Annotated in this window: 15 protein-coding genes; 1 reads left to right on the top strand and 14 read right to left on the bottom strand. The window is 41.6% G+C overall.

What is annotated here, in order from left to right; all coding sequences use genetic code 11:
• Nucleotides 1–286: 286 nt before the first annotated feature.
• The gene (locus AR335_RS04080) at nt 287–826 is read right to left on the bottom strand and encodes a DUF1641 domain-containing protein (protein WP_062232220.1); all 540 of its coding nucleotides are present in this window, start codon (nt 824–826) and stop codon (nt 287–289) included.
• Nucleotides 819–3,776, bottom strand: coding sequence for a formate dehydrogenase subunit alpha (gene fdhF, locus AR335_RS04075; RefSeq protein WP_062232219.1), 2,958 nt, complete (start codon nt 3,774–3,776; stop codon nt 819–821). The genes AR335_RS04080 and fdhF overlap by 8 nt, the downstream gene beginning before the upstream one ends.
• Before the next feature lie 119 nt (nt 3,777–3,895).
• Between fdhF and AR335_RS23570 the strand changes: the two genes are divergently transcribed.
• Nucleotides 3,896–4,120 (top strand): hypothetical protein, encoded by a 225-nt coding sequence (locus AR335_RS23570; RefSeq protein ID WP_156418840.1) that lies wholly within the window; start codon nt 3,896–3,898, stop codon nt 4,118–4,120.
• Nucleotides 4,121–4,173: 53 nt separating this feature from the next.
• Here AR335_RS23570 and AR335_RS04070 read toward each other — a convergent pair whose 3' ends face one another.
• The 12 genes from AR335_RS04070 to AR335_RS04015 form a co-directional block, all read right to left on the bottom strand.
• A complete protein-coding gene (locus tag AR335_RS04070; RefSeq protein WP_062232218.1) occupies nt 4,174–4,539 on the bottom strand; it encodes an STAS domain-containing protein in 366 nt (121 codons plus the stop codon).
• Between the two features lie 24 nt (nt 4,540–4,563).
• Nucleotides 4,564–4,707: a hypothetical protein gene (locus AR335_RS23565; RefSeq protein ID WP_156418839.1), complete on the bottom strand. Its 144-nt coding sequence runs from the start codon at nt 4,705–4,707 to the stop codon at nt 4,564–4,566.
• Nucleotides 4,708–4,730: 23 nt separating this feature from the next.
• Nucleotides 4,731–5,360 carry a hypothetical protein gene (locus AR335_RS04065; protein ID WP_062232216.1) on the bottom strand — a complete coding sequence of 210 codons (630 nt, stop codon included), beginning with the start codon at nt 5,358–5,360 and terminating at the stop codon, nt 4,731–4,733.
• 204 nt (nt 5,361–5,564) lie between these two features.
• A complete protein-coding gene (locus AR335_RS04060; RefSeq protein WP_062232214.1) occupies nt 5,565–5,978 on the bottom strand; it encodes a general stress protein in 414 nt (137 codons plus the stop codon).
• A gap of 93 nt (nt 5,979–6,071) precedes the next feature.
• Nucleotides 6,072–6,569, bottom strand: a complete 498-nt coding sequence (locus tag AR335_RS04055) for a hypothetical protein (protein ID WP_062232212.1) — start codon at nt 6,567–6,569, stop codon at nt 6,072–6,074.
• A 316-nt stretch (nt 6,570–6,885) separates the two neighbouring features.
• Nucleotides 6,886–8,067 (bottom strand): MalY/PatB family protein, encoded by a 1,182-nt coding sequence (locus tag AR335_RS04045; RefSeq protein WP_062232208.1) that lies wholly within the window; start codon nt 8,065–8,067, stop codon nt 6,886–6,888.
• Nucleotides 8,068–8,088: 21 nt separating this feature from the next.
• Complete coding sequence (locus AR335_RS04040) at nt 8,089–9,000, bottom strand: NAD(P)/FAD-dependent oxidoreductase (protein ID WP_062232206.1); 912 nt, start codon at nt 8,998–9,000, stop codon at nt 8,089–8,091.
• Between the two features lie 217 nt (nt 9,001–9,217).
• Complete coding sequence (gene egtB, locus AR335_RS04035; RefSeq protein ID WP_234293181.1) at nt 9,218–10,498, bottom strand: ergothioneine biosynthesis protein EgtB; 1,281 nt, start codon at nt 10,496–10,498, stop codon at nt 9,218–9,220.
• 88 nt (nt 10,499–10,586) lie between these two features.
• Nucleotides 10,587–11,063, bottom strand: a complete 477-nt coding sequence (locus AR335_RS04030) for a hotdog fold thioesterase (RefSeq protein ID WP_062232204.1) — start codon at nt 11,061–11,063, stop codon at nt 10,587–10,589.
• Nucleotides 11,064–11,176: 113 nt separating this feature from the next.
• Nucleotides 11,177–11,998 (bottom strand): carbohydrate ABC transporter permease, encoded by an 822-nt coding sequence (locus AR335_RS04025; protein ID WP_062232202.1) that lies wholly within the window; start codon nt 11,996–11,998, stop codon nt 11,177–11,179.
• Nucleotides 11,998–12,972: a carbohydrate ABC transporter permease gene (locus tag AR335_RS04020; protein WP_062232200.1), complete on the bottom strand. Its 975-nt coding sequence runs from the start codon at nt 12,970–12,972 to the stop codon at nt 11,998–12,000. Before AR335_RS04020 ends, AR335_RS04025 begins: the two co-directional genes overlap by 1 nt.
• Before the next feature lie 76 nt (nt 12,973–13,048).
• A complete protein-coding gene (locus AR335_RS04015) occupies nt 13,049–14,344 on the bottom strand; it encodes an ABC transporter substrate-binding protein (RefSeq protein ID WP_062232198.1) in 1,296 nt (431 codons plus the stop codon).
• Between the last annotated feature and the right edge of the window lie 68 nt (nt 14,345–14,412).

Raw genomic sequence — 14,412 nt, 5'->3', positions numbered from 1 at the left:
AATACCTCCTCTTTACAAATAGATTGAAACCACTGCATCTATTAAACGACCTTTATTTTTAAATGTATCTATATATTACCACCTGTTGTAATTCGCAAACTTTTTCTTGTTGTAAATCTTTCTCTTTAATTCTTCCTAAATCTGCATAAAAGTGTAATAATACGGAACTTTTAGCGGATATTCAGAGGATGGAACGCGTCAAAGCAGAAATAAGCTAAAAGATTGTCGATAAATTTTAGGTAATTCCATAAAAAACGAACTCCCTGCTCAGGGAGTTCGTTTTATATCATCCAAGATTTTTGCCTTTATCTTTTCTTTGAACCGTGAATTCTTCTGTGCTGCGTTCTTTATGCTCGGTCTTTTCGCCCATTCCTTTTAAAAATGTCATGAGAAGTGTTATGGAGCGATTGATTTCAGGATCTTTAAGTGCACGTAAAAGATCAAAATAACTTGTTTTTTCTTCGGTATCTTTGTGTTCGGCTACTTTGGCTGCCCCTGCGTTGACTTTCAATAAAAGGGGTTCAAGCTGTTTTACATCGAGAGTGCCCAATACACCCATCATCAAAAGAAGGTTTTTAAGAGTGTTCGAGGTCTCTGGCGTATCAGCAGTCTTAACCAAAATCTCAAGTACTTTGTCTCCTTGTCCGAACAGCCCGTTTAACAGAGAGATGATTCCTTTTTCATGCATATGATTGATAACACTGAGTGATTCCAGAAGTGCATCTTTGTTTTTAATCAAAGCATCTTCTACTTCTTTTAAGTCTCTGGTTCGCTGCTCTTCCTCTGTAACTTCCAGCCTCTTTATGATTTTCGTTGCTTTAGCCATCCTGCTTCATCTCCTTTTTTACAAGGTCACCAGGAAAAACGTAATCTTTTCTTGCCCATTTCTTTTGCACATTTACACCAATCTGCGGCTGTGGGTTTCCGTTCCGATGGTTGATTCTTGGGATAGGGTCGACTCCTTCAGTATTCAGGACTTCCAGCTTAGCCATGGCTTCCTTATAAGCTGGTGTATCGGTATCTTTATCAGCATAACTGCTTGTCAGAAGGTTGATCGCTGCGTCTCCGTTATCATTCAGCGGAAGGTAAACTTCTTTCCCTTTCACCCGATCGGTAATATGGCATCTCACTTTAACATTTCCATAAGGTGAAGTAAGGCGGACAAGAAAACCATTCTTCAGTCCGCGTTCCTCCGCAAGCTCGGGAGAAACCTCCAGGAAAACATTTGGTGTTTTTGAGGCGATTCCTTTTGCTTTATATGTCATATTCCCTTCATGGAAGTGTTCAAGCAGACGGCCATTGTTTACATGGATATCATATTCTTTTCCAAAATGGACTGGTTTTGTCCATTCTAATGGAAAAAGGTTGGCTTTCCCGTCAGGAAATGGAAAGTCCTCTGTAAATAATAGAGGCGTGTCCTTTCCGTCCACTGCCACTGGCCACTGCAAGCTTTTATACCCTTCAAGGCGTTCATAAGTTACTCCTGCAAATAAAGGTGCAAGAGGAGCAGCTTCCTCCATAATATCGCTAGGATGTTCATACTTCCAGTTTGCACCCAGTGAATTTGCTATATGTTGAATGATCTTCCAATCAGGTTTGGAATCACCTAAAGGCTCCAACACCTGATATAAACGTTGAATTCTTCGTTCAGTGTTTGTAAAGGTGCCTTCTTTTTCAAGGCTGGGGCTTGCAGGAAGAACAACATCAGCAAATTCTGCTGTCCTGGAAAGGAAAATATCCTGTACAACGAAAAACTCAAGCTTTTCGAATGCTGCATGTACATGGTTGATATTAGAATCAACGATTCCCATATCTTCACCTTTTAAATACATGGCTTTGAGTGTACCATCATGGATGCCAGCAACCATTTCATGATTATTTAAGCCGATTTTTTCCGGCAGCTTCACGCCCCAGGCCTGTTCAAAATTTTTCCGCACCTGCTCCTCTTCAATATGCTGATAGCCCGGAAGTCTGTTCGGCATGCTTCCAAAGTCACTTGCTCCCTGTACATTGTTATGCCCTCTAAGTGGGTACGTACCTGCCCCAGGCTTGCCATAATTGCCTGTAATGAGCATAAGGTTTGAAATGGCTGTACTCGTATCGCTTCCTGCGCTGTGCTGTGTGACCCCCATGGCCCACAATACACAAACAGAATTCGCTTCATGAATCATTTCAGCAATTTTTATGATTTGTTCTTTCGGCATACCAGTCAGCTTTTCAGCATAGTCCAATGTAAATGGAGCAAGACTTTCAACATAGTTTTCTAATCCGTTCACCCTGTTTTGAATAAAGTCATTATCGGCCCAGCCCATATCAAGAATATATTTGGACACTGCTGACAGCCAGATAAGGTCAGTCCCTGGTGCTGGCTGGACAAACAAATCTGAGCGTTCTGCCATCTCATGTTTTCTTAAATCAGCTACAATCAGCTTTTGTCCGTTCAGCTTATGTGAACGTTTAATTCTTGTGGAGAGTACAGGATGCGATTCAGAAGTATTTGTACCTATACCAATGACCAGTTCAGACATCTCAATATCTTTAATACCGCCCGAATCTCCGCCATGTCCTACTGTTCGAAACAGACCTAGGGTGGCAGGTGTCTGGCAATACCTTGAGCAATTGTCAATATTGTTAGTGCCGATGACAGCTCTCCCTAGTTTTTGCATCAAATAGGCCTCTTCGTTTGTGCATTTGGAAGAACTGATAAAACCTAGCGCGTCTGCTCCATGGTCTTTCTTGATTTCAGAAAACTTTTCCGAGATCAGGCTAATCGCTTCATCCCATTCGGCTTCCCGGAATCCGTCAGCTTCTCTGATCAAAGGTTTAGTCAATCTTTCTTCACTGTTGACAAACTCCCATCCGAATTTCCCCTTAACACATGTGGATATCCCATTTGCCGGAGCTTCTGCCTGAGGTTCAACTTTGATTATCTCTCTGCCTTTTGTCCAGATGTCGAAGCTGCACCCGACACCGCAATACGTACATACGGTTTTTGTTTTTTTGATCCGTTCCTCACGCATCGCAGATTCCATATCTGAAATGGCCAAAATGGATCCATAACCCGTTTCTACACTTTTTGTAATTTCAATCATGGGACGAAGGGTTTTACGGTCAATCCCGGTCATGTAGCCGGCCTCTCCTTCCATCCCCTTTTCCATCATGGCGTTGCAAGGACAAACGGTGGAACAATGGCCGCAGGATACACATGATGATTCATTAATCGGTACATCATTGTCCCAGATCACACGAGGGCGATCCCTTTCCCAGTCGATTGTCAGTGTTTCGGTGACCTGAACATCCTGGCAAGCTTCCACACAGCGTCCGCATAGAATACATTGGTCAGGATCATACCGGTAATACGGATGAGACTGATCCGCATCATACGGTTTATGCTCAAACGGGATGCTCTGATGGTTGACTTTCATTTCTTTTACCGTATTGTGTACTTCACATCCGCCGTTATTGTAATCACATACCGTACAGTATAATTCATGGTTATGTAATATCCGGTCCATGCCGATGACTTGTGCTTTCCTGACTTCTTCTGATGCTGTTTCAATTACATCTCTATTTTTTAAAGAAGTTGAACAAGATCTTACAAGCTCTCCGTTCACACTGACAATACAAGTATCACAGGTTTCAATCGGTCCGAGACTAGGGTGGTAACAGACACTGGGGACGTCAATGTCATGTTCTGAAAGAAGCTGTAGAACGGTTTGATCTGATTGGGTTGTTTTTTGAATGCCGTTAATTTTCACATGTATTGAATCTGACAATATCGCTCACCACTGCTTTCCTCTTAAATTGTTATAAACTTTTCATTTCCTCACTACCCTTACCGTGAATTTTTAAACTTTTACTAAAAAAAGGGGCTGTCCAAGAAGTCTGTAAGCTGTTGATTTCCGTTCCAGGCTGCTCGCTTTCCGCGGGGCGTGCGGTGAACCTCTTGGTGCAAGCACCGGCGGGAGTCTCACCTGTCACGCTAGTCCCGCAGGACAAGGAAGGCTCCGGCAGCTTTTTATCGCACGAAGAAAATGTGAAGTTCATTTTCGAGGAGTCTCGCACCTTCCACTTCAATCAACTTTTCATTGAAGATTTCAAGCCAAAAAGGAGCTGCTGAAGGTCAATTTTCGACTTTCAGGACAGCCCCTTTTCAAACTAGGATTTATGTTTTTATTTTTGGAGTCTTCCGTTATGTTCTTTTAATGATTCTAAACCTTTTTCTACATCAATGGCGGTTGATATATTTTTCATGGAAATTCCCATCTCATTCAGTGTAATGGCAACCAGAGGCTGAACACCCGTTACAATGACCCTGGCTCCCATCAGATCTGACATGTTGACAATATCAACTAGTATTTTGGCAATAAAGGAATCCACCAGATTGACCAAAGAGAGATCCATTACAATACCTCTAGCATTGGTAGATTGAATCTTTTTTAGAATATCTTCCTGAAGCTGTATTGCTGACTGATCGTCCAAATCTTCCTGAATGGAGACAAGCAATGAATCATTGACTTTTAGGATGGGTATACTCATTTTGAAAAAACCTCCCTATAGGCTTTAATGCAGCATGATTGAATTCTTTTGAGGATTGTACTCCAGATCAACTTGAATGATTTCATCCAGGTTCCGCATGAAATACGTTTTTTTATTAAGGCCTTTATTTTTTAAATATACGGCATGTTTTGGTTTCAGGCCGATCACATAACAGATTACGCCTACAAGATTCAGACTGTGTATGAGCTGTGAAAATGATTCAATGCCTTCACTGGTAAGTTTACCGACACTGCTGAAATCAAAAAATACCATAGTAAATTTTCCATCGTGTGCAATATGGTTAGGGTTAAATGGTTTTCTCGAATCAATTCCGGATTGAGCTCGCCAGTAAGCGGAACTAGTCCTACAGATTCAGATAACTTAATAAAATGTGCAGAAAGCTCTAATATCCGTTTTAAAGATTGTTCAAGCTGCTCTTTCTGTACAAGCAGTTCAAAATTGGTTTCAGCCAGCCGCTTGCACTGCTTTTCAATTTTAGATTCAAGATTCTTTAGTTTGTCCGTTTGTTCAATACAAACAAGGTAACCGATCCCTTCATTCCAGTGAATGGAACAGCTGAACAATGAATAAGGTGAATGAGCCGTCTGAAGAACCAGCTCGATTTCTTGCTGCCGTTTTTTAGAAACAAGAAATATCAAAGCATTCTCACGGCTTTCGAGATCAACAATATCTGAAAAATTTCCTTTATTACAAAAAGTCTCGACTGATTTGTCGGATTGAGCCAAGATATTCATTTCTTTATCAGTTTCAAAGTATGGAATGGGCATGTACTTGATCTTTGATTGATATTCGTTAATCATCTTGCACCTCCTAGTCCTCCCCCTAAGGAAAACTTAGCGATAGCAGTCTGGATAGTAAAAGAGCGAGGAACTAAATTTCTTCCTCGCTGGATGCCTGTATAATATATTGTTAACAAACTTATAAACATAATATAACATATAGCACAAATATTTACATTCAAATGAAACCAGTTCCTCGCAGGTATGGAACTGGTTTCTGTTTCGCTATGAATGAGGTGTTTTGTCATGCCCAAAGGTCTCGGACTCTGCTAGAGTCTTTTCGCCCCTCGCATCAAGTTGATAATCTGAGCCTGCCAGCATTAATATCTTCCCTGCTTCTAGTTCAGATGCATAGGTTATGGCTTTGTTTTCCGGGAGGCCTAGCCCAGCCAGTTTTTCTTCGAAGTTATTTGTATACGGATCATTCGAGAAAATATTTTTAATTTTTTGGAATATTGTTTCTTCTTGATTAATGATATCAACCGCAGCTCCCGTCCTCTTTTCGAGAGTATCTTTGAATCCATCATGGTTGATGACAAATGAGATTTCATCAATAGGATAACCGTCTGACTTCAACTGCTGTACAGCAATGACTGCTTCCTCATCATAATTAAAAACGCCCAGGACATTCTTGCCCATAAAGATTCCTCCTTTTAAAGCTTTTGGGTGTTTACATACCCGGGCGGGAGGTTTATAAACGTTGCTTTCTAACTTTCAAAGGAAATAATCATTTTAGCCATTCCAAACGATACTGCCAGATTTGCTTTCGTTATCCAATTGAACTGAAAAATGGTGCTTTTCATAAAAATGGACTAGCCGGTTTACGTGGTCCCAGTCTCTTGGAGCAATGTCCCCTTTTATATAAGGGATGTTTTGGTCCTTCGCCAGTTCCTTCAAATATCGTATACAAATTGAGCCATAACCCATGTTGGCGGGTCCCCTAATGTCTCCGATAAAGATACTATCATTGCTGTCATAAATGGCATCAATGGAAAAATCCCAAATTCCTTGAAAAGAAGTGGAGCAGTCATTCAGCATAATTTTACACTGATGTTTATTTTCCAATTTGTACACGATGGTCAGATGGTCATCTTTTGTCAGTTCGACCCCAAGGACATCCCACTTTTTAGCTATTTTTTTTAAATCATTCTGCATTCGAAGCACTTGAAATTCCAGACTGTTCCGCGCTTGTTCAACCGAAGCTGTTTCTCTTTCCATTACGTTATGCATCCTGACTTCCCCCTTTCTCTTTGGTCGATTCACTTCACACAGTTTGCCATTTTACTAAGGATTCCTTAAGTTTTCAACTGATTTAGCACAGTAATTCTTTCCAATTGGCTTTTTTAAAGCATATTGTTGATTTTCAATCTTAAAGGGCCTCGCATACTGATGCTTAAAAGAGGCCCTCAAGTCTTTTACTCCAATAGGAAGGGGTGATAGCTGACTATGATATGACGGATCTTCAATCATACCCCACCAAAAAACTTCATGGACTAACAGAGCTTTCCAATTTAAAAAACCCTGAATCAGATTCAGGGCGGTTTCATCAAATAACATTTTGTTTATTTATCGCTTTCTCTAATCTTGTTAATCCTTCTTTCAAGGTTTCAAGAGGACAGGCAATATTGATTCGTTCAAAGCCTTCTCCTTCTTTCCCGAAGATATAACCTTCATCAAATGCCAATTTTGCTTTATCTTGCATAAAGCTCTCCAACTTTTTATGATCCATGTTTAGATTGGAGCAGTCCAGCCAAACTAAGTAGGTTCCTTCGGGTTCGATCACTTTAATTTGGGGAAGCTTCTCTTTTATAAAATTTTTCAAGTAGTCCAGGTTGCTTTCCAGGTATTCCATTAAGCCCTCAAGCCATTCTTCCCCATGCTGATAAGCAGCTTCCGCAGCAATGATCCCCAATGATCCTGGTGAAAAAAAACCAATTGTTGCTAAATAATCACTAAATTTGTCCCTTAGTGTTTTATTCGGAATAATAATTGTAGAAAATTGAAGTCCTGCAAGATTAAACGTCTTGCTTGGAGCAATTCCTGTGATCGTCCTGTCCTCAATTTCAGGGGACAAAGAGGACAAGATCGTATGCCTGTACTTCTTATAGATCAGATCAAAATGAATGTCATCTGAAAACACCAATACGTCATATTGAATGCAGAGTTTTGCCAATTTTCCCAGTTCCTCTTTGGTCCATACTCTGCCCACAGGATTGTGAGGGTTGCAAAGGAGCATCAATTTAATATTATTCGTCCGGAACTGTAACTCAAGGTCTTCAAAGTCCATTTCATAGGTTTCACCGTTATAGCGCAAAGAATTCCTGAAAAGTTTTCTATTGTTCTTTTTCACCATGTCACCAAACGGGTAATAAACCGGGCTCTGGATCATCACCCCATCATTTTGGTCGGTATAGGTATGGATCGCTGCAGAAAGAGCAGGAACAACACCTGGGGTAAAGACGATCCAATCACTTTGAATGTCCCAGTTATGCCTTTTCTTCAACCAGTTTATGACGATTTGCTTTGTATCTTCCGTGGCCATAGAATATCCGAAAATACCATGGTCAATTCTTTGTTTCATGGCATCGATGACTGGCTGCGGAGCTTTAAAATCCATATCTGCCACCCACATCGGCAGTAGATCTTCTTTTCCAAATATCGCTTTCGTATGATCCCATTTGACGGAGTGGGTGTTCAATCTATCAATTCTTTCATTGAATGCTTTCATCCGTTCTGTGTTCCTCCCTTTCTAAGGCTCTAAAGAACGAAGTCTTTTATGAATCCAAATCGCTGCCTGAACGCCATCTCCCATGGCTATGGCAACCTGCTCGGAGTGAGCGACTACATCTCCGGCCGCCCATACATTTTCGATATTGGTTTCTTTCGTTCTTGCATTAACAACGATGTGTTTTTTCTCAAGTTGAACCCCCAGCTTCTCTGCAAGTTCTGAATGTACCCTGTTTCCTCCAAAGGCAACAAAACCACGCTCACCCATTATTTTTTCACCATCTTTAAATAGGACTCCTTCAAATATTGACTCGTCCTTCACGATAATTTCCAGTATGGGTTTCGAGATGTGCAGAATGCCTAAGTCCTTTAAATCCTGAAGCGTTGATTCATCCAATTCTTTTTGCTCATGGTTAATATATGTGATGTCTTTCGTCCAATAATTCAGCGTGATGGCCATTCCAGCTCCAGCCTGTCCTGAACCAATAACTATCAGTTTTTTATCTTCAACTTCATAGCCGTCACAGTCAGGGCAGATAAACATGGTTTCACCCAGACATTTTTTCAAATTTTCGATTCCTGCAGGGAGCCTGTCCATGACGCCAGTGGCAATCAATACGGTTCGGGTCTGCAGGAATTCCTGCTGATCAGTGGTTATGGTAAAGATGTTATCACTTTTATTCAACTTGGAGGCTTTTTGCTCCTTAAATATGACACCAACCCTTTCAGCCTGCTTCTTTCCACTTTGCCTTAACGTTTCTCCGCTTACCCCTTCAGGCCAACCCAGTATATTCCGGTAATTTTTGCACAAGTTGGATCTTCCATTATTGGAATCCAGTATAAGTGTTTTGTGTTTATAACGTCCTAGCTGAATACCTGCCTGTAATCCTGCAATTCCGCCGCCAATTATGATGCAATCATATGATTTTTCCATACTCTCCCCCGATCTTTTGCGAAAAGAATATTGTTTTTCTTACTTTCACTGCGCCGCCAAAGCTGAAACCTGAACATGATGTTTAGTTTAACCCAAATTAAGGCAAAGCATAGAAGTAAAATAGAACGTATGGAGGGGAACAATCATGGAAGAAAACAATGTGACGTGCACCGCTGTTGCAGAGCACTGCCGATGGCCAACAACGCAGAAGATCAGCTTATGTTCTCTTTCCGTCTTCAGCCAAACGAATGCCGCTGAACTGCCACCTTTTCTCCGGCTGAAAGAAGTTCCGGTAAGTCGGTCGGAAGTGTGAGGATGAGGTGGCACAGGATCCGCCTCTCAGCACCATCTGGTTACACATGAATTTTGCGTTGTACTCTCCGAGAGCTCCCTCATAAGGTTTGTTCCCAGGATAAGAAACGTAAGGGCTCTTCGTCCACTCCCACACATCGCCGAAAGTCTGATATAAGGGACCATCTTCATGTAAACCGGAAGAAACCGGATGATAGTTTCCACTTTCTGCAAAGTTCCCCTCCACTTTTTTCCCTGCCAGTGCATGTTCCCATTCCTGTTCTGTAGGAAGACGTTTACCTGCCCACCTTGCATAAGCGTCCGCTTCATAAAAGCTGACGTGGCATACAGGTTCATCGTGATCTAGCTTCTTCTCTCCACCAAGGGTATATACATGCCATTCATCATCCCTCTTAAACCAATACAATGGCGACTCCCATTGATTTTTACATACCACACTCCATCCGTCGGAGAGCCAAAACTGCGGTTTTTTGTATCCTCCATCCTCAATGAATGCCAAGTATTCTCCATTGGTAACAAGATGTGTGGCCAATTTGTATGGTTCGAGCCATACTTTGTGAAGAGGTGTTTCATTATCAAAGCAAAACATTTCACCATTGTTCCCGATTTCAAAGAGCCCGCTTTTTAGTTCAACATAAGTTGCAGCACCGGCAGAAGGTTTATTTCTCTCCTTTTGTTCTTGATAGGCCGGCAAAAAAGGGTTCTGAGATAAATTGTACTTTATATCTGTCAAGAGCAGTTCCTGATGCTGCTGTTCATGATGTAATCCGATCTCAAGAACCTGCAGCAGCTCTTTCTTCTTTTCTTCAGAAATGCCGGATTCCAGAAGATCAGCCATATGTACGTCAACATAACTGCGGTATTCAAACACTTCCTCAACCGAAGGACGAGTGATCAGACCTCTCTGAATTCTGGGATGAAAAGGGCCCACTGTTTCATAATAAGAGTTAAACAAATAATCGAACTGGTCATTAAACCCCCGGTAATCCTCGGCGAATTCTTTTAAAATAAACTTTTCATAAAACCAAGTTGTATGGGCCAGATGCCATTTAGGAGGACTGGTATCTTCCATGGATTGAATGATAAAATCCTCCAGATTCAGCGGCTGCACCAGCATTTCACTGAAAGATCGAACCGTCTGATAGCTCTTCAGCATTTTGTTCATTTCTGTTGCCTGCGTTTTCACACTTTACCTCCTCATAACTGAACAGTGATTTTTAAAGGTTCATCTGTCGGTGGTACATTCCCTTCTTTCATAGAATGATAACCGATTTTTATAAGGATTCTGGTATTGGCTTTTCCATCTCTTCCACTGGAACAAAATATCCGCTTTTTCTATAGGCAAGAGCTTCCATTACAGCAATTAATTCTCCTTCACTTTCAACTCTGATGTTATACCAGGCGGTTCTGTTGTTTTTCTTTTCTTCAGAAGCAACCGCTTTCAGTTTAGCGCTTGCTCTGCCTGCTGCCATAAAATTCACCGTGGTGGAAAGTCCGACTGAAGTCTTCCCATAGGAATTGCATGCGGCAGCAAACACAAAATCAGCCAATGCAAAAATCACGGCTCCATGAGCGGTGCCGTGGGAATTTAACATGTGAGCTTCAACTTCAATCTCTGCTGTTGCTGTCCCTTCTCCTAGTTCCAATAATTTGATGCCTAAAAACTTTGCATACGGTTCATTTTCGAAGAACTCAAAAATTTCCTTTTTAAACGTTTTGTGAATGTTCTCTTCCGATCGTTTCTGATTCATGATAGTCCTCCTTAAACGTTCTTATAGCCAGTATATATAAAAGTAAGAATATTATAAAAAGATTTGCATAAAAAAACAGCCTGCTCTTGCTCGAATCAGACTGTTCTTCACTATTATCCTTTGACAGAACCTGCCAAAAGGCCTTTTACAAAAAATTTACCAAGGAAAATATAGACGAGAAGAGTAGGCAAAGCGGCCAATAAAGCACCGGCCATTTGAACATTCCATTGTACAATCTGACTTCCTGAAAGATTTTGGAGTGCTACCATGATCGGCTGCTGCGACGAAGTTGTAATCGTTACAGCAAATAAAAATTCATTCCATATGTTTGTGAACTGCCAGATTCCTACAACAACAAACCCGGTAATAGAGAGCGGTACGATGATATGCTGATAGATTTTAAAGATGCCAGCTCCATCAATCTTTGCTGATTCCATCATTTCCTCAGGTATGCTGGCGTAAAAATTTCTGAACATTAGAGTAGTAATCGGAATTCCGTATACTACATGAACAAAGATCAGACCCGGTATGCTGTTATAAAGGCCTACTTCACGCAAAAATTGAATGAGAGGGATCAAAATGCTCTGATAAGGGATAAACATACCGAACAAAATAGCGGTGAAAATCCAGTCGGCTCCTTTAAATTTCCACTTAGAAAGCACGTATCCATTTAACGAACCTAATAAAGCGGACAAAAGTGTCGCAGGAATCACCAGATAAATACTGTTCATAAAATTGGGGGAGAGTCTCTCGAACGCCTGCTGATAACTGCTGAAATCAAGTGAATGCGGGAGTTCCCACATTTGTGACAGTGTAATCTGGTCAAGCGGTTTCAGGCTCGTAATCAGCATGACATAGACAGGCATAAGATAGAAAAAACTTAAGATGATCAGCAAAACGTAAAGCAGGGTACGATAAACAGAGCGTACTGCCATCACGATTCCCCCTTTCTGCTTGAAATAAGGTAAGGTACGATAAAGACGGCAACGGTTACAAGCATGATGATGGAAATGGCAGCACCGTTTGCATAATAGTTGCCCCTGAATGTGGTCTCAAACATATAGACGCCGGGAACATCTGTGACAAAATTGGCTCCTGGCCCTGTCATGGCATAGATCAAATCAAAGATCTTTAACGATATATGGGCCATTATGATGACAACACTCACGGTTACCGGAGCAACGATTGGGAAAATGATTTTACGGTAGATCTGAAATTCGGAAGCACCATCCATTCGGGCAGCCTCTCTGATTTCTTCCGGGATGGCTCTCAATCCTGCTAAATACATTGCCACTGAAAACCCGGTCATCTGCCATGCAGCGGCGATGACGACTGCGATCACCGCAACAGGAACACCAAACTGAATTTTCCCCCATTCCACTCCAGGAATAATTTTTACTGAAGTATACCAAAGGGAATCCAGACCTAATTTCTTCAAAAAGAGATTGACCCCTGTTGCCGGATTCAGCAGCCACTGCCAGATGACGCCTGTAACAACAAAAGAAAGGGCCATAGGGAAAAAGAAAATATTTCTGAAGAGCCCTTCCCCGCGGATCTTTTGATCAAGGAATACAGCGAGCAACAATCCCATCACAAGAACAGCAAGAATAAAGAACACCGTGAAGAACAGTGTATTCCTTAAATCAGCCTGAAACCGGAAATCCTTAAACAGGAAAACATAATTCTTAAACCCAGCAAAAGACATGTCTGGAACAAGAGAGTTCCAGTTGGATAATGAAACATACCCGGACCAGGCGATGAATCCATAGACAAACACACCTACTGCCAAAATGGAAGGGAGAATAAAAACAAAAGACAAAAGCTGATCTACATTTCGTTTTTTCCGTTTCTTTGCTGAAACGGCTAATGAAGTGCCTGATTGAAGAGAAGGCAATATTTTGGGTTCCATCCAACCGTTCCTCCTTAATCTTTGTTGGTATTAAGAAAAGAGGAAGAGATGTCCTCCTCCTCTTTTCTCTCAATCCTTACTTTTTCAGTTCACTGCTCGCTTGTGTTAATGAATCGATCAGCTGGTTCACATTCTTTTGGGTTACAAAAATATTGACCGCCTGATTAGCTTTTGTTACAAATCCTTCAGGAGCGGCTGAACCATGTGCAAGGCTAGCAGCCAGCTGTGCCTCTTTAAATTCCTTAATCGTCTGTTTTCCGTATTCATCATACTTGGAAACATCCGCGTCAGTTCTAGCTGGTATAGACCCTTTTAATGGATTAAAAGCATCCTGGCCATCAACTGAGCCTAAAACAGATAAGAACTGCTTGACATCCTTTGCATTCTTCACACCTTTAGGAAGTCCGAACGTATCTGTGATGATCATAAACTGATTTTCTGTGCCTGGTGTCGGCACCCATCCGAAGTCTTCGTTCACTTTAAGCTTAAGATCATTCACGAAATAGCCTTTGGCCCAGTCTCCCATGATGTTCATCGCTGCATCGCCCTTGGCGACCATTTGAGAAGCATCCTGCCAGTTTCTTGAACTATGGTCAGAATTAATATAAGAAAGCATTTTTTTATACGTTTCAGCAGCCTTCTTCACTTTTGGGTCATCAAACTTCATTTCGCCTTTCCACAATTTCTGATAGTCTTCATTTCCCAGCGTTCCGAGAAGGACGTTTTCAAAAATCATGGTGGCTGTCCACGGCTCTTTATCCCCAAGGGCAAGAGGTGTGATTCCTTTTTTCTTTAATTGGTCAGCAACCTTGAAAAATCCATCAAACGTTTTTGGAGCTTCAAGATTGTTATCCGTGAAAATTTTCTTGTTGTACCAGAGAACGTTTCCGCGGTGGATATCTACTGGAACAGAGTAAATTTTCCCGTCTTTGCTGACCATGTCAATCAGCTGCTTAGGAAACTTGTCATTCCATCCTTCTTTGTCATACAGATCATTCAAAGGCTCCATCTTGCCTGCAGCCACCCAGCCGTCGTTCAGTTCAGAACCGCCATGTACCTGGAAAGTAGCAGGAGGATCATTCCCCTGCATACGGCTTGCCAGTACTGCCTTGGCATTCGTGCCTGCTCCTCCGGCTACAGCCGCATTCTCGATTGGGATATCAGGATTTTTTTCTTTAAATAGCTTGATAAGAGCTTTTAATCCGTCCTCTTCACCGGCACCTGTCCACCAGCTGAAAATCTCCAGCTTGCCAGAGCTTTTTTTCTGATCACTCTGTCCCGAGCTGGATTGGCTGCATGCTGACAGAATCAAACTAAAAGCCAGTACAGCATAAATCCATACTTTCTTTTTCAAGTGAACCTCCCCCTTCATTTACGTTGTTACCGCTTACATCACTAGTATAAAAAGGATTGGCAGGTTCTTGTTTGCCAATTTTCTGT

This window comes from Fictibacillus sp. FJAT-27399, assembly GCF_001510655.1.
GTDB lineage: Bacteria > Bacillota > Bacilli > Bacillales > Fictibacillaceae > Fictibacillus_C > Fictibacillus_C marinisediminis.
The sequence above is the reverse complement of the archived record's forward strand: the minus strand, read 5'-3'. Positions and strand labels throughout refer to the sequence as shown.